Here is a 23,123-nt window from a genome sequence, read left to right on the forward strand (position 1 = left end):
TGTTATACCCCCAACAATTCAATTGCAGTTGACTCATTTTTCACAATACGACCAATTTGATAGGCTTCCACATTTTGTTCTGCTAAAATCTTCAAAGCGCGTGATACATCTTTTTCATCAACGATAACCGTATAGCCAATACCCATATTAAAAATGTTATACATTTCATTTTTGTCTATATTGCCTTGTTGTTGTAACCAATCAAATATTTTTGGCGTTGGAAATGATGTAGTATCAATTCTAGCAGCATATCCGGCTGGCAATGCACGTGGAATATTTTCATAAAAACCTCCACCAGTAATATGATTCATTGCCTTAATAGAAACTTCTTTTTTCAGAGCAAGTACAGGTTTGACATATAATTTAGTTGGCTCTAAAAAGACATCTATAAATGGACGATTATCGAAGTTTGATGCCAAATCAATGCCTGATTCATTAATTAATTTGCGCACTAAACTGTATCCATTTGAATGAATGCCACTTGACGCAAGCCCTATAACAACTTGTCCCTCTTCCACTTCTGAACCATCTACATAGTCATCCTTTTCAACTGCTCCAACTGCAAATCCGGCTACATCATATTCGCCTTCGTGATACATTTCACCCATTTCAGCAGTCTCTCCACCGATAAGTGCAGTATTCGTTTCAACGCATGCATCACTAATACCTTTAACAATTTGTTCAATAACTTCAGGAACAACTTTGTTTGTAGCGATGTAATCTAAAAAATATAATGGTTCTGCACCTGTCGTTAAAATATCATTAACACACATTGCGACTGCATCGATACCTATCGAATCATGTTTACCATAGTCGATAGCTAGTTTTAATTTCGTACCTACTCCGTCTGTTCCAGAAACTAAAACTGGTGCTGTCATATTTAATTGTGATAAATCAAATGTAGCACCGAATCCACCTAAACCACCGATAACTTCTTTACGCATCGTACGTTTAACATGACTAGACATTCTTTCTACAGCTTCATAACCAGCATGAATATTTACACCAGATTGTTCATATGCTTTAGACATTTAAATTTCCCTCGCTATCAAAAAAGTGTTTGTTTTTAGAAATATATTGCTTTTGTCGATGACTTAAATGTGCTTTATAATTTGCTTCATAATCATATAACCCTGCAGGATAATCTCCAGTGAAACTTTCTACACATAAGCCACTATATGGCGCGTCATAATCTAAACCAATTGATTCAATTAACCCATCTACAGATAGATATGCTAATGAATCAGCGCCAATATAATCTTTAATTTCTTCAGGTGATTTGCTTGCAGAAATTAATTCTGCCGTAGTTGAAACATCGATTCCATAAAAACTTGGGAACATAAATTCCGGTGATGCTATACGCACATGCACTTTATTTGCACCAGAATCTTTTAACATTTTCACAATGCGTCGAATTGTCGTACCGCGAACAATGGAATCATCAACAAGAATGATATTTTTCCCATCTACTATATCTTTTACCGCAGATAACTTCACTCTCACACCTTGCTCACGTAATTCCTGAGTTGGTTGAATAAATGTTCTTGCAACATATTGATTTTTAACTAGTCCCATTTCATATGGCAAACCTATTTCTGCAGCATAACCACTCGCAGCTGATAGCGATGAATTGGGTACACCGATGACCATATCAGCATTTACAGGGCTTTCTTGGGCTAATTTTTTGCCAGAAGCTTTACGCACTGCATGAACATTTTTGCCAGCAATCGTTGAATCTGGTCTCGCAAAATAAATATATTCCATCGCAGAAATTGCAGTTGTCGTATGATGTGTATAAGATTTAACTGTAATACCTTTATCGTTAATCACGACATATTCACCCGCATGAATATCTTGAACAAACTCTGCACCTAACACATCTATTGCACATGTTTCACTTGCAAGAATGTATGTACCATCTTTCATTTTACCTACAACAAGAGGTCTGATAGCATTTGGATCTACTGCGCCATACAACGCATCTTTAGTTAAAATCGCAAATGTAAAACCGCCTTTAACTTTTCGCAAACTTTCTTTCAACGCTTCCTCAAAAGTAGGAGCTTTACTTCGACGTATCAAATGCATAATGACTTCAGTATCAGAAGACGAATGGAAGATAGCACCTTGTTTTTCTAAATTCTGACGCAATGATTTAGCATTAATGAGGTTACCATTATGACAAATACCTACACTCATATCATAAAAGTGATACAGAAACGGTTGAATATTTTCAATACCTTTATTACCTGAAGTAGCATAACGGACGTGACCAATTGCATGTTGATATCCTTTTAATCGTTCCATTTGGTCATCTTTAATCGCTTCAGTAAGTAAGCCTAATCCTCGCTCGCCTTTTAATTCATTTTGATCAGAAACAACTATACCTGCACCTTCTTGACCACGATGTTGCAAACTATGAAGTCCCATATATGTTAGTTGCGCTGCTTCAGGATGATTCCAAATACCAAACACGCCACATTCTTCGTTTAATCCTGAGTAGTTAAACATTGAGCAATTGCCCCTTCCCATATTTGTTTAATATCTGAAACATTTTCACTAATCTCTGTATATGGTGTTGTTACTTTGAAATTATCACTATCTGTTAAAAGTCCAATTTCTATTGCATTATCAATATTTAAAGTTTTACCTGATTTAACAGAAACAACATATCGGCCTTGCGTCTCACTAAACAATTGTGCGTTTGTTATATCTATTGAAGACTTTAATCCTAAACCGTAATGCGCACTTAGTTTAGCTAAGGTAATCAGTAAGCCACCTTTACCAACCGTTTGAACATGTGATAATACCCCTTCACGAATAGCTGTCTTGATTGATTCACCTTTTTCAACTTCTGAACTCAAATCTAATGACTCAAATTCATGATTAACTTTGCCATAAATTAACTTTTCAAGTTGACTACCACCAAAGTCGTCCTTAGTATCACCGATTAAATATAATTTATCTCCAACTTGAGGTTCAAAATCATTTAAATAATTTACATTTTCAATCAAACCTACCATTCCAACAACTGGTGTTGGGAAAATAGAAGTACCTTTCGTTTCGTTATATAAAGATACATTACCAGAAACTACTGGTGTCTTAAGAATGTCGCATGCTTCTGCCATACCTTTCGTTGAATCTATCAACTGTTGATAGATTTCTTTCTTTTCAGGAGAACCATAATTTAAACAATCTGTCATTGCTAATGGTGTTGCACCCACGGCAATTAAATTTCGATAAGCTTCAGCTACTACCACCTTTCCACCTTCATATGGATTGTTATATACATAACGCGCTTCACCATCAATTGTTGAAGCAATTGCCTTATTTGTGCCTTCCACACGTACTACCGATGCTTGAAGTCCTGGCTTAATTATCGTATTGGCACCAACTTGTTGGTCGTATTGATCATATAAATAGTGTTTAGATGCTATAGTCGGATGCTTAAGTAATTTAAAGAAAGTATCTTTAACATCGATGTGTGTATAATCATTTTTAGAAGTATTATAATTTTTTTCTTCTCCTTCTAAAATATATACAGGTGCTTCATCAGCTAGTGGTTCAACTGGAATGTCAGCATAAACTTCGTCATCATATGTTAAAACAAAACGATTTGTATCTGTAACTTCACCTATAACAGCACTATCTAATTCGTGCTTATCAAATAAATCTAAGAATTTTTGTTCAGTACCTTTTTCAACAACTAGTAACATACGTTCTTGAGTTTCTGAAAGCATCATTTCATAAGGAGAAATACCTGGCTCACGTGTTGGCACTTGTTCTAATCTCAAATGTAAACCACTACCACCTTTTGCCGCCATTTCAGATGATGAAGATGTTAAACCAGCAGCACCCATATCTTGAATACCAACTAATTCATCAAATGTAATTGCTTCAAGTGTTGCTTCCATTAATTTTTTACCTACAAATGGATCACCGATTTGTACAGAAGGTCGTTTACTTTCGCTTTCTTCCGTCAATTCTTCAGATGCAAAAGTAGCACCATGAATACCATCTCGACCAGTTTTCAAACCAGCATAAATGACCGAATTACCTACACCTTTTGCTGTGCCTTTTTGAATCATGTCGTGATTGATAACACCAACACACATTGCATTAACAAGTGGATTGCCATCATAACGTTCATCAAATTCGATTTCACCGGCAGTTGTTGGAATACCAATGCAGTTACCATAACCTCCGATACCCTTTACAACCCCTTTAAGTAATCTTTGGTTTTGTTTATTATCTAATTCTCCAAATCTAAGACTGTTTAACAAATTAATAGGTCTAGCCCCAATAGAGACAATGTCACGAATGATTCCGCCAACGCCTGTAGCAGCCCCTTGATATGGTTCAATTGCTGATGGATGATTGTGAGACTCTACTTTAAATACTACGGCTTGATTATCACCTATATCGACTACCCCTGCACCTTCACCTGGCCCCATAAGCACATGCTCACCTGACGTAGGAAATTGCTTTAAAAACGGTTTAGAATGTTTATAAGAGCAATGTTCACTCCACATAACAGAAAAGATACCTGTTTCTGTAAAGTTAGGTTGTCTGCCTAAAATATCGCAAACTTTTTCATATTCTTGATCACTTAATCCCATATCTTGATATACTTTTTCAAGTTTAATTTCTTCAACGCTTGGTTCGATAAATTTAGACATGTTGTTCCCTCCAACTTTTTACCATCGCTTCAAATAATTTCACACCACTATCAGTACCTAACAACGTTTCTAAAGCTCTTTCAGGATGTGGCATCATGCCACATACATTGCCTTTTTCGTTAACAATTCCTGCAATATCATCATATGAACCGTTCGGATTATTCATATATTTCAGAATAATTTGATTGTTAGCTTTTAATTGTTGATATATTTCATCAGTACAATAATAATGACCTTCACCGTGAGCTACAGGATATATAACTTTTTCACCTTGTTCATAAAGATTTGTAAATGCCGTTTGATTATTCACTATTTTTAACTCTTCATTTCTACTAATAAATAAATGTGAATCGTTATGCAATAATGCACCAGGTAATAAACCTATTTCAGTTAAAATTTGAAATCCATTACAAACACCTAATACTGGCTTACCTTCAGCTGCAAGACGTTTAACTTCAGAAATAATCGGCGCTACACTAGCCATTGCCCCAGATCTTAAGTAATCCCCGAATGAAAATCCACCAGGAATAAGTACGCCATCAAATCCACTTAGTGATGTTTCTCTATAATCTACATATTCCGCTTCAACACCACTTTTAATAGCAGCATTAAACATGTCTCTATCACAATTTGAACCTGGAAAAACAAGAACCGCAAATTTCATTTTATGCATTCTCCTTTTCATCATCTAACACTTTATAGCTATATTCTTCAATCACTGTATTTGCAAACAATTTTTCACTTAGAGTTGTAATAATGTTGTGTACCTTTTCATCACTAACCTCATCCACTGTCATATATAATACTTTTCCTACACGAATATCATTCACTTGTGCATAACCTAAGTCATGTACAGCTCGAGTAAGCGTTTGTCCTTGCGTATCTAATACTTGTGGTTGTAATGTGATATGTAGTTCAATTGTTTTCATTATTTTAAATCCTCCAATTTGTTTAAAAATATTTGATATGTTTCAATCAGTGATCCAGTGTTATTTCTATATACATCTTTATCAAAGTTTGCATTGGTAGCTTTATCCCAAATTCGACATGTATCTGGAGATATTTCATCCGCTAACAAAATTTGACCAGTCTCAGTCTTTCCAAATTCGATTTTAAAATCTACTAATTTTAAATTCATAGCATCCATTAATTTTTTTAATACTTGATTAATTTCTAGCGCTTTCGTTTTTAATGTTTCAATATCTTTATCTGTCGCAATATTCAGTAATTTGATGTGATCATCTGTAATCAACGGATCATTTAATGCATCATTTTTATAGAAAAATTCCACAAGTGGTTCTCTAAAAACTTCACCATTTTCAATACCTAAACGCTTTGTAATAGATCCACTAGCAATATTACGAACAACTACTTCTAATGGAATTATTTTCACAGGCTTAACTAATTGTTCTGTTTCAGATAATTGCTTAATAAAGTGACTTTCTATTCCATTTTCTTGTAAATATTTAAATATAATAGAAGTAATTTGATTATTTAATCGCCCCTTACCTGCCATCGTGTCTTTCTTAGCCCCGTTTCCAGCAGTAACTTCATCTTTATATTCAACTCTTAATTCATTTTCTTGATTTGTTGAGAAAATGCGCTTCGCTTTTCCTTCATATAATAATGTCATGCTTTAATTACTCCCCTCAAATTTAGCGTACATATCTTGTTCAGTTTGGTTTACATCATTCGTTAGTACAGTCATATGCCCCATTTTTCTGCTATCTTTACGCTCAGACTTACCATAAATATGTAAGTGCCACTCTGGATGTTCATTAAATTCATTTTCCAATAAATCTAAGTCTTTACCTAGTAAGTTCATCATGACTGCAGGCTTTAATAATTCAATTGAATTTGGTAATGATTGTCCGGTAACTGCTAAAATATGAGTATCAAATTGTGAATAATCACATGCTTCAATTGAATAATGTCCGGAATTGTGAGGCCTTGGTGCAATCTCGTTCACATACAATTGGTTGTTAGTATCTATAAAAAATTCAACTGTAAATGTTCCAATGAAATGAATCGATTGGATAATTTTATTAACTTGCTCTTTCGCCTCAGCTGTTTTATCTATTCTCGCTGGAACAATTGTTTTGAAAAGTATTTGATTTCTATGCTCATTTTCTTGTAATGGGAAATAAGTGATTTGATTGTTATTTCCTCTTGTAACAGTAAGTGATACTTCTTTCTTGATATTCAAATATTTTTCAGCTACGCATTCACTAGTTTCAATTAATTTAAAACCTTCTTGTAAGTCTTTTTCGTTGTTAATTAAAACTTGACCTTTGCCATCGTAACCACCAAATCTAGTTTTTACAATAAAAGGATATCCTAATGTTTCAATTGCTTTGTCAATATCTGTAGATTCTTTTACTGAAATGAATGGGACAACCTTGGTACCAGCATTTTTTAATGTTTCTTTTTCAGTTAAGCGGTCTTGTAATAACTGTATAGCTTGGTAACCTTGCGGAATATTGTACTTTTCACATAATAGTTTTAATTGTTGGGCTGAAATGTTTTCAAATTCATAAGTAATCACATCACATTTTTGTCCTAATTGATTGAGTGCCTTTTCATCGTCATACTTGGCTTGTATAAATTCGTGTGCAACGTATCTACATGGACAATCTTCAGCAGGATCCAATACAGCCACTTTATAACCCATTTTTTGAGCTGATTGTGCCATCATCTTTCCAAGCTGACCACCACCAATAATGCCAATAGTCGCACCAAACTTTAATTTATTGAAGTTCATTTTGCATGTCCTCCACTTTTTGAATTAACGAAGATTCATACTGATTTAGTTTTTCAACTAAAGAAGAATTTTGAATACTTAACATTCTTGCTGCAAGTATACCTGCGTTTTTAGCACCTGCTGCACCAATTGCAGTCGTTGCAACCGGAATACCTCCTGGCATTTGAACAATTGATAATAAAGAATCTATACCCTTTAAACTTTTTGTTTCAATCGGCACTCCAATAACTGGTAGCGTCGTTAATGATGCAACCATACCTGGTAAATGTGCCGCACCGCCAGCGCCTGCAATGATAATGTCTATACCTCTTTTTCTCGCTTCAGAAGCAAATTGAACCATCATTTTTGGCGTACGATGTGCGGATACTACTTGTTTTTCGTACGGAATTTCAAAATAATCCAACATGTTACAACTCTCTTGCATAATTTTCCAATCGGAAGAACTGCCCATAATGACTGCTACTTTCACTTTGTACACCCTTTCAAAAGTTTGAATTGTGAATTACTTTAGTTGTATATTATAGATATAGCATAACAAGCAATTTCTGCTTTTTCAATCAAAAATCGAACTTTATTTTGATTTTTTGTTTGAATTTACGTCTTTTGCTATGTAAATTAGTTTTATGAACTAACAAAGTTAGGATATTGACAATAGGAGGAGAAGTTTTTATGGTTGCTAAAATTTTAGATGGTAAACAAATTGCCAAAGACTACAGACAGGGGTTACAAAGTCAAGTTGAAGCGCTAAAAGAAAAGGGTTTTACACCTAAATTATCCGTTATATTAGTTGGTAATGATGGCGCTAGTCAAAGTTATGTTAGATCAAAAAAGAAAGCAGCTGAAAAAATTGGTATGATTTCAGAAATCGTACATTTGGAAGAAACAGCTACTGAAGAAGAAGTATTAAACGAACTAAATAGACTAAATAATGATGATTCTGTAAGTGGTATTTTGGTACAAGTACCATTACCAAAACAAGTTAGCGAACAGAAAATATTAGAAGCAATCAATCCTGATAAAGATGTGGACGGTTTTCATCCAATAAATATAGGGAAATTATATATCGATGAACAAACTTTTGTACCTTGCACACCGCTCGGCATCATGGAAATATTAAAACATGCTGATATTGATTTAGAAGGTAAAAATGCAGTAGTAATTGGACGAAGTCATATTGTCGGTCAACCAGTTTCTAAGTTACTACTTCAAAAAAATGCATCAGTAACAATCTTACATTCTCGTTCAAAGGATATGGCATCATATTTAAAAGATGCTGATGTCATAGTCAGTGCAGTTGGTAAGCCTGGTTTAGTAACAAAAGATGTTGTCAAAGAAGGAGCAGTAATTATCGATGTTGGCAATACGCCAGATGAAAATGGCAAATTAAAAGGTGACGTTGATTATGATGCGGTTAAAGAAATTGCTGGAGCTATTACACCTGTTCCTGGTGGCGTTGGTCCATTAACAATTACAATGGTATTAAATAATACCTTGCTTGCAGAAAAAATGCGTCGAGGTGTTGATTCGTAAATTCACATTAGTTATGTACTGAGAATTAATATCTGAGTTTTAATGAACTCTTTTAATCCACATTAAATATTATCTCGCAATTGCAATGAATAAGAAGAATCTGGGACATTAATCAATCAAATGCTCCCTTCAAAGTAGACATTGAAAAAATGAAGGCTTTGAAGGGAGCATTTCATTTCACATTGTTCTAGGCTCTACAATTTTATATAGACAGTAGTTAATTGAACGAAAATCCGCTTGTAACAAGCTTTTTTCAATTCTAGTCAGGGGCCCCAACACAGAGAATTTCGAAAAGAAATTCTACAGGCAATGCGAGTTGGGGTGGTGGCCCCAACAAAGAGAAATTGGATTCCCAATTTTTACAGACAATGCAAGTCGGCGAGGCCCCAACACAGAAGCTGTGACTATGATAAAGTACTACTACATAATTAATCATTAGTAGTTCTTCATCATTTTCGCCTCCCTTTTCTTATTGTTTTGATACACAATAATTTAAGTTCAAACTGTCGAATAAAGTTATATTTGATTTCAAATTATCCCGGAATTATTAATTTTACAATTGTGGCAGATTTTCAAAATAATAATTATTTCCTCATTATTTATAAATTTATATTTAAATTTCATTCTTTATAGGGTAAGATTAGGACTATAGTATGATGTGTAAATAATATAAATTAAGGTATAGTAAAGCTAACTCAGAAATGACTTATCATTCGGAGGTTACATTATGAATAAACTATTACAGTCATTATCAGCCCTCGGTGTTTCTGCTACACTAGTAACACCAAATTTAAATGCAGATGCAACGACGAATACTACACCACAAATTAAAGGCGCTAATGATATCGTTATTAAGAAAGGTCAAGATTATAACCTTCTAAACGGCATAAGTGCATTTGATAAAGAAGATGGAGATTTAACCGATAAAATTAAAGTCGATGGCCAAATTGATACATCTAAATCTGGTAAATATCAAATTAAATATCATGTCACTGATTCAGATGGTGCAATTAAAATTTCCACTAGGTATATTGAGGTTAAATAGCCCTCATCACTATACTGCAAATAAAATGGTAGCAAACGAACATGTTTTGCTACCATTTTATTTGTTATTCCAACTTCATATGCAACTTTAACCCAAATATTGTATTTTTTCTGTATACCAAAGGACTACCTATCAAATTATTAAAACTTAACTGCTCTTTTTAAAAAGAATGTTTTGATTTTGAACAAACAAATTTCCACTTTTCATTGTTTAACGTTAAATTACTTTTGGCAAATTCCTTATTAAAATGTTTGCGCTTCCTTTCAATGAAATAGCCATCATTTTCAATTTATTAGACAATTTCAAACTTTTTTTATTTTCATTCAATTAACCTTTAATTGAAAGCTATTCTCAACTTCCCTTTTAAATATGAAGCAATTTTTTCAAAAACGCTATTAGTCACAAAATGTACACATAATTTTAACAAATGTGTGAACCCACGTCACACCTTGATTTATCAACATTTTTGATACAATTTTATTAATTTTTTTCCTATAAGCCCTTGTAAATATTGTGTAATAACTTAAAATTAATGTTAAGCCCTACATTTGTAGTATTAGGAGGTCAAAAAAGTGTCAAAATTTAAGTCTTTGCTTCTATTATTTGGCACACTAATTTTACTTAGTGGTTGTTCAAATATAGAAATTTTCAACGCAAAAGGGCCAGTAGCAAGTAGTCAGAAGTTCTTGATTCTTTATTCAATCGTCTTCATGCTTGTTATTTGTTTCGTTGTACTTGGCATGTTCGCCATTTTTATTTACAAGTATAGTTATAATAAGAATGCCGAATCTGGTAAGATGCACCATAATGCCATCATTGAAACAATATGGTTTGTAATACCTATCATAATTGTTGCTGCTTTAGCTATTCCTACAGTTAAAACTTTGTACGATTACGAAAAACCACCGAAGAGTGAGAAAGATCCAATGGTTGTATATGCAGTAAGTGCAGGATACAAATGGTTCTTTGCTTATCCAGATGAACATATAGAGACTGTTAATACATTAACAATCCCTAAAGATCGTCCTGTTGTATTTAAGCTTCAAGCTATGGATACAATGACAAGTTTCTGGATTCCACAATTAGGTGGTCAAAAATATGCCATGACTGGCATGACAATGAATTGGACGTTAGAAGCATCTCAAACTGGTACGTTCAGAGGTCGTAACTCTAACTTCAATGGTGAAGGATTCTCACGTCAAACATTTAAAGTAAATGCCGTTAGTCAAAAAGACTACGACAAATGGGTGAAAGAAGTTAAAGGTAAGAAAACGTTAGATCAAGATACATTTGATAAACAATTATTACCAAGCACACCTAATAAAGCTTTAGAATTTAATGGTACACATATGGCGTTTGTTGATCCAGCAGCCGATCCAGAATACATCTTCTATGCATATAAACGTTTCAATTTCGAATTGAAAGATCCAAACTTCACTAGTGAAGAAAATATGTTTAAAGATGTATCAGACAAACCATTAATACCTGCTCGTAAAGCTCAAATTACAAATGCGAACTATAAACGACATGGTATGAAATTGATGATTCTTGGAAATGACGAACCATATAACAATGAGTTCAAGAAAGATGAATCGAAAAATGCGAAAGAAATGAAGAAAATTTCAAAAGATGCGCAAGATCAAGACAATGATGATCATGGAGGTGGACATTAATGAATTTTCCATGGGATCAATTACTAGTTAAAGGTAACTGGATGATTACAATGGCACAAATTGGTGCCCCATTCTTAGTTATTGGTTTAATCGCAGTAATTACTTACTTTAAATTATGGAAATATCTTTACAAAGAATGGTTCACATCTGTAGACCATAAGAAAATCGGTATTATGTATTTAATCTGTGCCGTATTAATGTTCGTCCGTGGTGGTATTGATGCGTTACTTATTCGTGCGCAATTAACAGTACCTGATAACAAATTTTTAGAATCTAACCACTATAACGAAATTTTTAGTACACATGGTGTAATCATGATTATCTTCATGGCAATGCCATTTATCTTTGGTTTATGGAATATCGTTGTTCCATTACAAATTGGAGCACGTGATGTTGCATTCCCAGTATTAAACAACGTAAGTTTCTGGCTATTCTTTGCAGGTATGATTTTATTCAACCTGTCATTTATTATTGGTGGTTCACCAGCAGCTGGTTGGACAAACTATGCGCCACTAGCAGGTGAATTCAGTCCTGGTCCGGGTGTTAACTATTACTTAATAGCTATACAAATTTCAGGGCTTGGCACCTTAGCTACAGGTATCAACTTCTTTGTAACAATTTTAAGATGTAAAACACCAACTATGAAGTTTATGCAAATGCCAATGTTTACAGTAACAACATTTATTACTACATTAATTGTTATTCTTGCTTTCCCTCCTTTAACAGTAGCGTTAGCATTAATGACAACTGATAGAATATTTGACACAGCATTCTTCACAGTTGCACATGGCGGTATGCCAATGCTTTGGGCTAACTTCTTCTGGGTATGGGGGCACCCTGAAGTTTATATCGTTATCCTTCCAGCATTTGGTATTTACTCAGAAATTATCCCGACATTCGCTCGTAAGCGTTTATTCGGACATCAAAGTATGGTATGGGCAACTGCCGGTATCGCGTTCCTTAGTTTCTTAGTTTGGGTTCACCATTTCTTCACAATGGGTAATGGTGCATTAATCAACTCATTCTTCTCAATTTCAACAATGCTGATTGGTATTCCAACTGGTGTGAAATTGTTTAACTGGTTATTAACATTATATAAAGGACGTATTACATTTGAGTCACCAATGTTATTCTCATTAGCATTTATCCCTAACTTCCTTTTAGGTGGTGTTACGGGTGTAATGTTAGCAATGGCATCTGCTGACTATCAATATCACAATACGTACTTCTTAGTAGCTCACTTCCACTATACATTGGTTACTGGTGTTGTATTTGCCTGCTTAGCTGGTTTAATCTTCTGGTATCCAAAGATGATGGGTTACAAATTAAACGAAACATTAAACAAATGGTGCTTCTGGTTCTTCATGATCGGATTTAACGTTTGTTTCTTACCACAATTCATTCTTGGATTAGATGGTATGCCACGTCGTTTATACACTTATATGCCATCAGATGGTTGGTTCTTATTAAACTTAATTTCAACTATCGGTGCATTATTAATGGCAATCGGATTCTTATTCCTTGTTGTTAGTATCGTATACAGTCACTTCAAATCTCCACGTGAAGCAACTGGAGATAACTGGGATGGCCTTGGTCGTACTCTAGAGTGGACTACTGCATCAGCAATTCCACCTAAATACAACTTTGCCATTACACCAGATTGGAATGACTACGACACATTTGTTGATATGAAAGAACATGGTCGTCATTACTTAGACAACCATAATTACAAAGACATTCATATGCCAAACAATACTCCTGTTGGATTCTGGATTGGTATCTTTATGACTATCGGCGGTTTCTTCTTAATTTTCGAAACTGTAATTCCAGCATTAATTTGTTTATTCGGTATTTTTGGTACTATGATTTATCGCAGTTTCCAAATCGATCACGGATATCATATCCCTGCTGCTGAAGTTGCTGAAACTGAAGCTAGATTAAGAGAAGCGCGTATTAAAGAAAGGGAGGCTGTAAGTCATGAGTCATGATACAAACACTATTGATTCACGCACACATGAAGGCGAATTAAATAAGCTTGGCTTTTGGATTTTCATTACAGCCGAATTTGCGTTATTCGGTACCCTATTTGCGACACTATTAACTTTGCAACATGGTGGCGATTATGCAGGTAAAATGACTACTGAGTTATTTGAATTGCCTCTTGTTTTAATAATGACGTTTGCATTATTATTCAGTTCTTACACATGTGGTATTGCTATTTACTACATGCGCCAAGAAAAACAAAAGTTAATGATGTTTTGGATGATCATTACGTTACTTTTAGGTTTAGTCTTTGTTGGATTCGAAATTTATGAATTCGCACACTATGCATCAGAAGGCGTTAACCCAACAATTGGTTCTTACTGGTCTAGTTTCTTTATCCTATTAGGAACGCATGGTTGTCACGTATCGCTAGGTATCGTTTGGGCCATTTGTTTATTAATCCAAATCCAACGACGCGGATTAGACAAATATAATGCGCCAAAATTATTTATAGTAAGTTTATACTGGCACTTCTTAGATGTTGTTTGGGTTTTCATCTTTACTGCCGTATATATGATAGGGATGGTGTATAGCGGATGAGTACAATAATGAAACATACTGTAGGATTTATCGCATCTATCGTATTAACGCTTTTAGCAGTTTACGTAACACTATACACGTCATTAACATTCCACGCGAAGTTGACAATTATCTTTGGCTTTGCATTCGTCCAAGCAGGACTTCAATTATTAATGTTCATGCATTTAACTGAAGGTAAAGATGGACGTTTACAAACATTCAAAGTTATCTTTGCTCTTGTAATTACACTTTGTTTCGTTGTCGGAACATATTGGGTTATGCAAGGCGGTCACTCTTCACACTTATAAACAACATTTTAATAATGTAAAGTTTAACCAGCTAACACTTTTGTTAGCTGGTTTTTATTATCCTTCAATTTTTAAATGGTTAAGTCCCCTTCTATATCTTATAAGACAATCATTATAATCAATTCAATTAATACATTAACAACCACAACTAATAAATATAGTAACTTCAAAATCCATATTTATGTCTAAAGATAATTTCAATGTTGTTCACCTCAATAAAATTATCCCTAGGTTTTTAAAAATTGTACATGTTTAAACAATCAAAAGTGTACATTATTAAATTATCATTTCCAGTTAGATTTAGAAAACTTTCAGACCACGCATGGACCAACGTATTCGCCTTCATTCATTTTAGTCTGATGCCAACTCATCAAATGTTTTCCCCTTTTATCAGTTAACACATATTTTTAAACTCATCCTTCTTCAACCTTATACTTTAAACTTTTTACCACTATAAAAAAGAAGATATAACTCGTATACTGGTCAGATAAGGTCGATGCCTTAATGCCATATACATGTTATATCTTCTATATTAATTATTGAACAATAACACCCTTCGTATTGTAAGGTTTATTTTGTTTTAAAATATCATTATAAATATGTTTGATTCGAACTTCATTGTTTCCTTTTACATTTAATGCAAGTACAACTACATACTTATCATTATAGTAAACAGTAAAGACTTGTCCAAAGAATCCCCCGTTAAGTCTATTCAATGTTGGCTTAGCATAGAATCCATATCGATATTCATCTGGATACTGTTTCGTACCAAACTCATGTAATAATGGATTGGTTATTTTAGGACTGAATAATTTATATTGTTGTATTTGAGTAATTAATTTACCCATATCTGTTGGTGTCATATATAAATTACCTGCACCATAGTATTGGTCCAAAATATTAGGTCTTAAGAATGAAAGTCCTGTACTATTATAAGCATAACCTTTAGCTAGATATTTTTTAAAAGGTTGTTCATCATAAAATGCTGTGTGCTGAAGTTTTAATGGATCCCCTATTTTTGTATAGTAATTCTCGGCATATGATTTGCCGGTAACTTCTTCGATAACTTTAGCTAGCACTAAATAATTCCCATCATTATACATATGCTTTTTGTATTTCTTAGGATCAATGCCACGTTTTTGAATTGCTCTCACTGCTTGATCTAAGTTCTTATAGTCTTTTGAAGATTTATATTTATATAATCCACTTTGATGCAGCATCAAGTCTTTTAAAGGAATGGGCTTAGATGTTTTAAACCATGGAATATATTTGCTTACTGGATCATTGATATTTATTTTATGTTCTTCTTCTAACTGTTTTAACAGTAACCCTGTTGAAAATTTTTGAGCTGAACCTATTAAAAACATCGTATTCGGTGTGTTTTTAATACCTTTTTCAAAATCTTGATATCCATAACCTTTACTCATTTTCAATTTGCCATTTTCATATATAGCTACTGAACCGTTAAATAATGAACTTTGTAAATACTTGTCAATTTTCTTATATTTAGGATCTTTACTATTGTATACTTCCTTTAATTTCGATGGCGCAACCTTTTCCTTATTACGATCTACTAAATATTTTTCATTGTCTGATAATTTTGTTTCCTTATGTATTGGTTCTATAGAATGTGTCTTCGTCTGTAATCGATGAAAAATTAACGCTATAGAAATAATGATAAATAAAAGCACGCATGCATGTATAACCAATTTCACTTTATTAAATTTCATTTGATAATAGCCTCACAATGTATTCATTATATATTTAAATAGTTAAAACTTTGAACCTAGGTTCCTAATAATACAACTTACAAAAATTAATTTATCATTCATTTATGCTTTACGCTACATAGTAATAAGTTTTTCTAATATGTTATCTATACAACAAAATTAATTATACCTTATCACTTTGTATAAATCACTCGAATTTATATTACGCCTTTAAATTTTTTAAGACATCATACTAAAGTCGCATTATATTTTTAAAAATGCTTTTTGATTTTAACAAAACATTCAAATTACAAGGAACTTTGACATAACATTTGTATTTTTTACTATAAAGTACTACAATTTAAGGCTATAATGTATTAGTAATGAAGTTGTATAAATATCGTTCAACTAATTATATTTTAAAATTATGATTATGATTTAACAAAAATTTAATATAGGAGCATCAATCATGAATAAATTTGTAAAATACTTTTTGATCCTTCTAGCATTGGTTCTCATTGTTGTTCCAATAGTCTTCGCTACGTTACTTTTTAAAACGTCCCAAGATGCATTCGAATCTTCTCAAGACAGCAAAAATGCTAATCGTCAATCCAATTTAAGAGATAATAAAGTCAATCCCGAAGAACAACCTATCTCTATTCTTTTCTTAGGTATCGATGATAACGATGGAAGAAGAAAAAAAGGACAGGATGCTGAACACTCTAGATCAGACGCTATGATTTTAACTACTTTTAATCAATCAAAACATCAAATTAGAATGCTTAGTATTCCACGTGATACTATCAGCTACATTCCTAAAGTTGGCTATTACGATAAGATTACCCATGCACATGCATATGGTGGTCCAATTGCCGCAATGGATTCGGTAGAAGCTACCATGAATGTACCTGTTGATTATTATGTGAGAGTCAATATGAAAGCATTTGTCGAGGCTGTAAATGAGCTTGGTGGCATATACTATGATGTGCCATACGACTTAAATGAACCTAACACAGATGATACTGGTAAGATTAAAATTAAAAAAGGGTACCAAAAATTAAATGGTGATGAGGCTTTAGCAGTTGCTAGAACTAGACATCATGATTCAGATTTGAAACGTGGACAACGTCAAATGGAATTAATTAAGATTTTATTCCAAAAAGCACAGGAAGTTGATTCTATTGATAAACTTGATAATGTGATTCAAATTGTAGGCAAAAATGCTAAGCATAATTTAACTAACTCTGAAATTAAAGCTTTAGCTAAAATGTACTTAACAAATGATGTTGAAATTAAAACTGCACAACTAAAAGGTAAAGATGATATGTTAAATGGTATTTACTATTATCATCCAAGCGTTGAAAGCATTCAAAAATATGCTAACTTACTTCGTAATGATTTAGAATTATCACCTATCAATGATAAAAATGATTTCTTAGATCAACGTGTTATCAACCATTATGGTTCATTAATACCATTAACGCCTTTAGATAGTAGTTTATTGAGAAAAGAACAAAATGATACGACAGATAAAGATAAATCTTCGAATAATACTGACGACAGTAATAATAGTAATAACAACAATGGTGTCAATAATCAGCAACAACCTACTACGGGTCAAAACACTAACCAAGATCAAGGTAATATTCAACAAACGCCACAAGCTTCAAATAACCAAAATGGTGTTGTAAACTAATATTATATGACGATTAACATTTACTATTTATGAAAGGAGCATCATACATGAGTAGAAAAACATACGAAAAGATTGCAAATATAAATGGGATGTTTAATATGTTAGAACAACAAATTATTCATAGCCAAGATATGGCTCATTTTAGAAGTGAATTTTTTTACGTCAATCATGAGCATCGAGAAAACTATGAAGCACTCCTAATTTATTACAAAAATAGTATCGAGAATCCTATTGTAGATGGTGCATGTTATATTTTAGCCCTACCTGAAATTTTCAATAGTGTAGATGTTTTCGAATCAGAGTTACCATTTTCATGGGTATATGATGAAAATGGCATTACCGAAACAATGAAATCACTTAGTATTCCATTACAATATTTAGTCGCAGCAGCTTTAGAAGTGACAGATGTGAATATATTTAAACCTTCTGGGTTTACAATGGGAATGAATAATTGGAATATTGCTCAAATGCGAATCTTTTGGCAATATACAGCAATTATTAGAAAAGAAGCACTATAACATTAATAATTAATTAGCTATAAAGATGATTCATATGAATCATCTTTATAGCTTTTTTATGTCTAATTATTTTTGTGGAAAATAACAATCGTTATTCTATGTTATTATTAGTAAATTAAATGTAAATGATTTTGTTAGGATATGGAGGAATTTTATGTTTTCAAAAGTAAACAATCAAAAGATGTTAGAAGATTGCTTCTATATAAGAAAGAAAGTGTTTGTAGAAGAACAAGGCGTCCCAGAGGAAAGTGAAATTGATGAATATGAATCTGAATCTATTCACCTCATTGGATATGATAATGGACAGCCAGTTGCCACAGCTCGTATACGCCCTATTAATGAAACAACTGTCAAAATAGAACGAGTGGCTGTGACAAAATCACATCGTGGACAAGGAATGGGTAGAATGCTTATGCAAGCTGTAGAATCATTAGCTAAAGATGAAGGTTTTTACGTAGCTATTATGAATGCCCAATGTCATGCTATCCCATTTTATGAAAGTTTAAACTTTAAAATGAGAGGTAATATATTTCTTGAGGAAGGCATCGAGCATATTGAAATGACAAAAAAGTTAACCTCGCTTAATTAAAAAAAGTTGTATCTATTTTAGAAACATTTGTAATAAACCAATTCTTAAATTGACATCAATTCTATTTGATTTGTCACGTCACCATTGAGATTCAAAATTTTTTTCATTTTTTTACAGTGAAAATGTAAATTAAGAGTATATTACAAATTGGTTAAATACGCACAGGTATATAAAACAGGTACTATAATGTTAGTAATAATTAATAAATGTTAGGAGTAATAAATAGAATGGCGAAAAAATTCAATTACAAACTACCATCAATGGTTGCATTAACGCTTGTAGGTTCAGCAGTCACTGCACATCAAGTTCAAGCAGCTGAGACGACACAAGATCAAACTACTAATAAAAACGTTTTAGATAGTAATAAAGTTAAAGCAACTACTGAACAAGCAAAGGCTGAGGTAAAAAATCCAACGCAAAACATTTCTGGCACTCAAGTATATCAAGACCCTGCTATTGTCCAACCAAAAACAGCAAATAACAAAACAGGCAATGCTCAAGTAAGTCAAAAAGTTGATACTGCACAAGTAAATGGTGACACTCGTGCTAATCAATCAGCGACTACAAATAATACGCAGCCTGTTGCAAAGTCAACAAGCACTACAGCACCTAAAACTAACACTAATGTTACAAATGCTGGTTATAGTTTAGTTGATGATGAAGATGATAATTCAGAAAATCAAATTAATCCAGAATTAATTAAATCAGCTGCTAAACCTGCAGCTCTTGAAACGCAATATAAAGCCGCAGCACCTAAAGCTGCAACTACAACAGCACCTAAAGCTAAAACTGAAGCGACACCTAAAGTAACTACTTTTAGCGCTTCAGCACAACCAAGATCAGTTGCTGCAACACCAAAAACGAGTTTGCCAAAATATAAACCACAAGTAAACTCTTCAATTAACGATTACATTCGTAAAAATAACTTAAAAGCACCTAAGATTGAAGAAGATTATACATCTTACTTCCCTAAATACGCATACCGTAACGGTGTTGGGCGTCCTGAAGGTATCGTAGTTCATGATACAGCTAATGATCGTTCGACGATAAATGGTGAAATTAGTTATATGAAAAACAACTATCAAAACGCATTCGTACATGCATTTGTTGATGGGGATCGTATAATCGAAACAGCACCAACGGATTACTTATCTTGGGGTGTCGGTGCAGTCGGTAACCCTAGATTCATCAATGTTGAAATCGTTCATACACACGATTATGCTTCATTTGCACGTTCAATGAATAACTATGCTGACTATGCAGCTACACAATTGCAATATTATGGTTTGAAACCTGATAGTGCTGAATATGATGGAAATGGTACAGTATGGACTCACTACGCTGTAAGTAAATATTTAGGTGGTACGGACCATGCCGATCCACATGGATATTTAAGAAGTCATAATTATAGTTATGATCAATTATATGACTTAATTAATGAAAAATATTTAATAAAAATGGGTAAAGTGGCGCCATGGGGTACGCAATCTACAACTACCCCTACTACACCATCGAAACCATCAACACCGTCGAAACCATCAACACCATCAACTGGTAAATTAACAGTTGCTGCTAATAATGGTGTCGCTCAAATTAAACCGACAAATAGTGGCTTATATACTACTGTTTACGACAAAACTGGTAAAGCAACTAATGAAGTTCAAAAAACATTTGCTGTATCTAAAACAGCTACATTAGGTAATCAAAAATTCTATCTTGTTCAAGATTACAATTCTGGTAATAAATTTGGTTGGGTTAAAGAAGACGATGTGGTTTACAACACAGCTAAATCACCTGTAAATGTAAATCAATCATATTCAATCAAACCTGGTACGAAACTTTATACAGTACCTTGGGGTACATCTAAGCAAGTTGCTGGTAGCGTGTCTGGCTCTGGAAACCAAACATTTAAGGCTTCAAAGCAACAACAAATTGATAAATCAATTTATTTATATGGCTCTGTGAATGGTAAATCTGGTTGGGTAAGTAAAGCATATTTAGTTGATACTGCTAAACCTACGCCTACACCAACACCTAAGCCATCAACACCTACAACAAACAATAAATTAACAGTTTCATCATTAAACGGTGTTGCTCAAATTAATGCTAAAAACAATGGCTTATTCACTACAGTTTATGACAAAACTGGTAAGCCAACGAAAGAAGTTCAAAAAACATTTGCTGTAACAAAAGAAGCAAGTCTAGGTGGAAACAAATTCTACTTAGTTAAAGATTACAATAGTCCAACTTTAATTGGTTGGGTTAAACAAGGTGACGTTATTTATAACAATGCAAAATCACCTGTAAATGTAATGCAAACATATACAGTAAAACCAGGCACTAAATTATATTCAGTACCTTGGGGTACTTATAAACAAGAAGCTGGTGCGGTATCTGGTACAGGTAACCAAACTTTTAAAGCGACTAAGCAACAACAAATTGATAAATCTATCTATTTATATGGAACTGTAAATGGTAAATCCGGTTGGGTAAGTAAAGCATATTTAGCTGTACCTGCTGCACCAAAAAAAGCAGTAGCACAACCAAAAACAGCTGTAAAAGCTTATGCTGTTACTAAACCTCAAACGACTCAAACAGTTAGCAAAATTGCTCAAGTTAAACCAAACAACACTGGTATTCGTGCTTCTGTTTATGAAAAAACAGCGAAAAACGGCGCAAAATATGCGGATCGTACATTCTATGTAACAAAAGAACGTGCACATGGTAATGAAACATATGTATTATTAAACAATACAAGTCATAATATTCCATTAGGTTGGTTCAATGTTAAAGACTTAAATGTTCAAAACTTAGGCAAAGAAGTTAAAACAACTCAAAAATATACTGTTAATAAATCAAATAACGGCTTATCAATGGTTCCTTGGGGTACTAAAAACCAAGTCATTTTAACAGGCAATAACATTGCTCAAGGTACATTTAATGCAACGAAACAAGTATCTGTAGGCAAAGATGTTTATTTATACGGTACTATTAATAACCGCACTGGTTGGGTAAATGCAAAAGATTTAACTGCACCAACTGCTGTTAAACCAACTACATCAGCTGCCAAAGATTATAACTACACTTATGTAATTAAAAATGGTAATGGTTATTACTATGTAACACCAAATTCTGATACAGCTAAATACTCATTAAAAGCATTTAATGAACAACCATTCGCAGTTGTTAAAGAACAAGTCATTAATGGACAAACTTGGTACTATGGTAAATTATCTAACGGTAAATTAGCATGGATTAAATCAACTGATTTAGCTAAAGAATTAATTAAGTATAATCAAACAGGTATGACATTAAACCAAGTTGCTCAAATACAAGCTGGTTTACAATATAAACCACAAGTACAACGTGTACCAGGTAAGTGGACAGATGCTAACTTTAATGATGTTAAGCATGCAATGGATACGAAGCGTTTAGCTCAAGATCCAGCATTAAAATATCAATTCTTACGCTTAGACCAACCACAAAATATTTCTATTGATAAAATTAATCAATTCTTAAAAGGTAAAGGTGTATTAGAAAACCAAGGTGCTGCATTTAACAAAGCTGCTCAAATGTATGGCATTAATGAAGTTTATCTTATCTCACATGCCCTATTAGAAACAGGTAACGGTACTTCTCAATTAGCAAAAGGTGCAGATGTAGTGAACAACAAAGTTGTAACTAACTCAAACACGAAATACCATAACGTATTTGGTATTGCTGCATATGATAATGATCCTTTACGTGAAGGTATTAAATATGCTAAACAAGCTGGTTGGGACACAGTATCAAAAGCAATCGTTGGTGGTGCTAAATTCATCGGCAACTCATATGTAAAAGCTGGTCAAAATACGCTTTACAAAATGAGATGGAATCCTGCACATCCAGGAACACACCAATATGCTACAGATGTAGATTGGGCTAACATCAATGCTAAAATCATCAAAGGCTACTATGATAAAATTGGCGAAGTCGGCAAATACTTCGACATCCCACAATATAAATAAGCAACATGAACATAGGATCAAAAGTCATCCTCCCCACTATCAATCATGG

Annotated in this window: 19 protein-coding genes and 1 pseudogene; 10 read left to right on the plus strand and 10 right to left on the minus strand. The window is 33.4% G+C overall.

Translation table 11 applies throughout. The features are described 5' to 3' along the window. Window positions 1-2: 2 nt before the first annotated feature. Genes purM through purE form a run of 8 tightly spaced genes read right to left on the minus strand, consistent with a single transcriptional unit; the run spans window position 3 to window position 7,906 of the window. On the minus strand, window positions 3-1,031 hold the full coding sequence (purM, locus tag JV528_RS09630) for a phosphoribosylformylglycinamidine cyclo-ligase (RefSeq protein WP_044122287.1): 1,029 nt from the start codon (window positions 1,029-1,031) through the stop codon (window positions 3-5). Further along, on the minus strand, window positions 1,024-2,508 hold the full coding sequence (gene purF, locus JV528_RS09635; RefSeq protein ID WP_204177224.1) for an amidophosphoribosyltransferase: 1,485 nt from the start codon (window positions 2,506-2,508) through the stop codon (window positions 1,024-1,026). The genes purM and purF overlap by 8 nt, the downstream gene beginning before the upstream one ends. After that, window positions 2,487-4,676 (minus strand): phosphoribosylformylglycinamidine synthase subunit PurL, encoded by a 2,190-nt coding sequence (gene purL / locus JV528_RS09640; protein WP_204254828.1) that lies wholly within the window; start codon window positions 4,674-4,676, stop codon window positions 2,487-2,489. Before purL ends, purF begins: the two co-directional genes overlap by 22 nt. Continuing rightward, window positions 4,669-5,340 (minus strand): phosphoribosylformylglycinamidine synthase I, encoded by a 672-nt coding sequence (gene purQ / locus JV528_RS09645; protein ID WP_204177222.1) that lies wholly within the window; start codon window positions 5,338-5,340, stop codon window positions 4,669-4,671. The genes purL and purQ overlap by 8 nt, the downstream gene beginning before the upstream one ends. A 1-nt stretch (window position 5,341) precedes the next feature. Further along, window positions 5,342-5,605 carry a phosphoribosylformylglycinamidine synthase subunit PurS gene (purS, locus tag JV528_RS09650; protein ID WP_000848350.1) on the minus strand — a complete coding sequence of 88 codons (264 nt, stop codon included), beginning with the start codon at window positions 5,603-5,605 and terminating at the stop codon, window positions 5,342-5,344. Next, the gene (gene purC, locus JV528_RS09655; protein ID WP_041204363.1) at window positions 5,605-6,309 is read right to left on the minus strand and encodes a phosphoribosylaminoimidazolesuccinocarboxamide synthase; all 705 of its coding nucleotides are present in this window, start codon (window positions 6,307-6,309) and stop codon (window positions 5,605-5,607) included. Before purC ends, purS begins: the two co-directional genes overlap by 1 nt. Before the next feature lie 3 nt (window positions 6,310-6,312). Further along, window positions 6,313-7,437 carry a 5-(carboxyamino)imidazole ribonucleotide synthase gene (gene purK / locus JV528_RS09660; RefSeq protein ID WP_041204362.1) on the minus strand — a complete coding sequence of 375 codons (1,125 nt, stop codon included), beginning with the start codon at window positions 7,435-7,437 and terminating at the stop codon, window positions 6,313-6,315. Further along, a complete protein-coding gene (gene purE, locus JV528_RS09665) occupies window positions 7,424-7,906 on the minus strand; it encodes a 5-(carboxyamino)imidazole ribonucleotide mutase (RefSeq protein ID WP_001807178.1) in 483 nt (160 codons plus the stop codon). The genes purK and purE overlap by 14 nt, the downstream gene beginning before the upstream one ends. 200 nt (window positions 7,907-8,106) lie before the next feature. On the opposite strand from purE, the gene folD reads away from it, so the two are divergent. Then, window positions 8,107-8,967 carry a bifunctional methylenetetrahydrofolate dehydrogenase/methenyltetrahydrofolate cyclohydrolase FolD gene (gene folD / locus JV528_RS09670; RefSeq protein WP_000225850.1) on the plus strand — a complete coding sequence of 287 codons (861 nt, stop codon included), beginning with the start codon at window positions 8,107-8,109 and terminating at the stop codon, window positions 8,965-8,967. 727 nt (window positions 8,968-9,694) lie between these two features. Next, on the plus strand, window positions 9,695-10,012 hold the full coding sequence (locus JV528_RS09675; protein WP_001037831.1) for a DUF5011 domain-containing protein: 318 nt from the start codon (window positions 9,695-9,697) through the stop codon (window positions 10,010-10,012). Window positions 10,013-10,159: 147 nt separating this feature from the next. Here the strand turns inward: JV528_RS09675 and JV528_RS09680 are convergent. Then, a pseudogene (locus JV528_RS09680) lies at window positions 10,160-10,280 on the minus strand (hypothetical protein). 304 nt (window positions 10,281-10,584) lie between these two features. On the opposite strand from JV528_RS09680, the gene qoxA reads away from it, so the two are divergent. From qoxA to qoxD, 4 genes are read left to right on the plus strand one after another with little or no spacing between them, the layout of a single operon-like run. Beyond that, entirely contained in the window at window positions 10,585-11,685 is a 1,101-nt protein-coding gene (gene qoxA, locus JV528_RS09685) for a cytochrome aa3 quinol oxidase subunit II (protein WP_000032836.1), read from the plus strand. Beyond that, entirely contained in the window at window positions 11,685-13,673 is a 1,989-nt protein-coding gene (gene qoxB, locus JV528_RS09690; RefSeq protein WP_001010762.1) for a cytochrome aa3 quinol oxidase subunit I, read from the plus strand. The genes qoxA and qoxB overlap by 1 nt, the downstream gene beginning before the upstream one ends. Then, window positions 13,663-14,268 (plus strand): cytochrome aa3 quinol oxidase subunit III, encoded by a 606-nt coding sequence (gene qoxC, locus JV528_RS09695; protein ID WP_000017736.1) that lies wholly within the window; start codon window positions 13,663-13,665, stop codon window positions 14,266-14,268. The genes qoxB and qoxC overlap by 11 nt, the downstream gene beginning before the upstream one ends. Window positions 14,269-14,276: 8 nt before the next feature. After that, a complete protein-coding gene (gene qoxD / locus JV528_RS09700; protein WP_001797236.1) occupies window positions 14,277-14,555 on the plus strand; it encodes a cytochrome aa3 quinol oxidase subunit IV in 279 nt (92 codons plus the stop codon). 536 nt (window positions 14,556-15,091) lie between these two features. Here qoxD and fmtA read toward each other — a convergent pair. Further along, window positions 15,092-16,285 carry a teichoic acid D-Ala esterase FmtA gene (gene fmtA / locus JV528_RS09705; RefSeq protein ID WP_000671249.1) on the minus strand — a complete coding sequence of 398 codons (1,194 nt, stop codon included), beginning with the start codon at window positions 16,283-16,285 and terminating at the stop codon, window positions 15,092-15,094. 448 nt (window positions 16,286-16,733) lie between these two features. Between fmtA and JV528_RS09710 the strand changes: the two genes are divergently transcribed. From JV528_RS09710 to atl, 4 genes are all read left to right on the plus strand, one after another. Then, window positions 16,734-17,960 (plus strand): polyisoprenyl-teichoic acid--peptidoglycan teichoic acid transferase, encoded by a 1,227-nt coding sequence (locus tag JV528_RS09710; protein ID WP_001032264.1) that lies wholly within the window; start codon window positions 16,734-16,736, stop codon window positions 17,958-17,960. A 47-nt stretch (window positions 17,961-18,007) separates the two neighbouring features. Then, the gene (locus tag JV528_RS09715; protein WP_000088437.1) at window positions 18,008-18,478 is read left to right on the plus strand and encodes an osmotic stress response protein; all 471 of its coding nucleotides are present in this window, start codon (window positions 18,008-18,010) and stop codon (window positions 18,476-18,478) included. A gap of 154 nt (window positions 18,479-18,632) precedes the next feature. Further along, complete coding sequence (locus JV528_RS09720) at window positions 18,633-19,067, plus strand: GNAT family N-acetyltransferase (protein ID WP_000491989.1); 435 nt, start codon at window positions 18,633-18,635, stop codon at window positions 19,065-19,067. Window positions 19,068-19,294: 227 nt separating this feature from the next. Next, window positions 19,295-23,074: a bifunctional autolysin gene (gene atl, locus JV528_RS09725; RefSeq protein ID WP_204177221.1), complete on the plus strand. Its 3,780-nt coding sequence runs from the start codon at window positions 19,295-19,297 to the stop codon at window positions 23,072-23,074. Window positions 23,075-23,123 lie beyond the last annotated feature (49 nt).

The organism is Staphylococcus sp. GDB20D11A, assembly GCF_016893255.1.
GTDB lineage: Bacteria > Bacillota > Bacilli > Staphylococcales > Staphylococcaceae > Staphylococcus > Staphylococcus aureus.

Bases quoted from the DNA above. Each gene is read 5' to 3' on its own strand.
- purM (WP_044122287.1), bottom strand. From the start codon at position 1,031: ATGTCTAAAGCATATGAACAATCTGGTGTAAATATTCATGCTGGTTAT.
- purF (WP_204177224.1), bottom strand. From the start codon at position 2,508: ATGTTTAACTACTCAGGATTAAACGAAGAATGTGGCGTGTTTGGTATT.
- purL (WP_204254828.1), bottom strand. From the start codon at position 4,676: ATGTCTAAATTTATCGAACCAAGCGTTGAAGAAATTAAACTTGAAAAA.
- purQ (WP_204177222.1), bottom strand. From the start codon at position 5,340: ATGAAATTTGCGGTTCTTGTTTTTCCAGGTTCAAATTGTGATAGAGAC.
- purS (WP_000848350.1), bottom strand. From the start codon at position 5,605: ATGAAAACAATTGAACTACATATCACATTACAACCACAAGTATTAGAT.
- purC (WP_041204363.1), bottom strand. From the start codon at position 6,309: ATGACATTATTATATGAAGGAAAAGCGAAGCGCATTTTCTCAACAAAT.
- purK (WP_041204362.1), bottom strand. From the start codon at position 7,437: ATGAACTTCAATAAATTAAAGTTTGGTGCGACTATTGGCATTATTGGT.
- folD (WP_000225850.1), top strand. From the start codon at position 8,107: ATGGTTGCTAAAATTTTAGATGGTAAACAAATTGCCAAAGACTACAGA.
- JV528_RS09675 (WP_001037831.1), top strand. From the start codon at position 9,695: ATGAATAAACTATTACAGTCATTATCAGCCCTCGGTGTTTCTGCTACA.
- qoxB (WP_001010762.1), top strand. From the start codon at position 11,685: ATGAATTTTCCATGGGATCAATTACTAGTTAAAGGTAACTGGATGATT.
- qoxC (WP_000017736.1), top strand. From the start codon at position 13,663: ATGAGTCATGATACAAACACTATTGATTCACGCACACATGAAGGCGAA.
- qoxD (WP_001797236.1), top strand. From the start codon at position 14,277: ATGAAACATACTGTAGGATTTATCGCATCTATCGTATTAACGCTTTTA.
- fmtA (WP_000671249.1), bottom strand. From the start codon at position 16,285: ATGAAATTTAATAAAGTGAAATTGGTTATACATGCATGCGTGCTTTTA.
- JV528_RS09710 (WP_001032264.1), top strand. From the start codon at position 16,734: ATGAATAAATTTGTAAAATACTTTTTGATCCTTCTAGCATTGGTTCTC.
- JV528_RS09715 (WP_000088437.1), top strand. From the start codon at position 18,008: ATGAGTAGAAAAACATACGAAAAGATTGCAAATATAAATGGGATGTTT.
- JV528_RS09720 (WP_000491989.1), top strand. From the start codon at position 18,633: ATGTTTTCAAAAGTAAACAATCAAAAGATGTTAGAAGATTGCTTCTAT.
- atl (WP_204177221.1), top strand. From the start codon at position 19,295: ATGGCGAAAAAATTCAATTACAAACTACCATCAATGGTTGCATTAACG.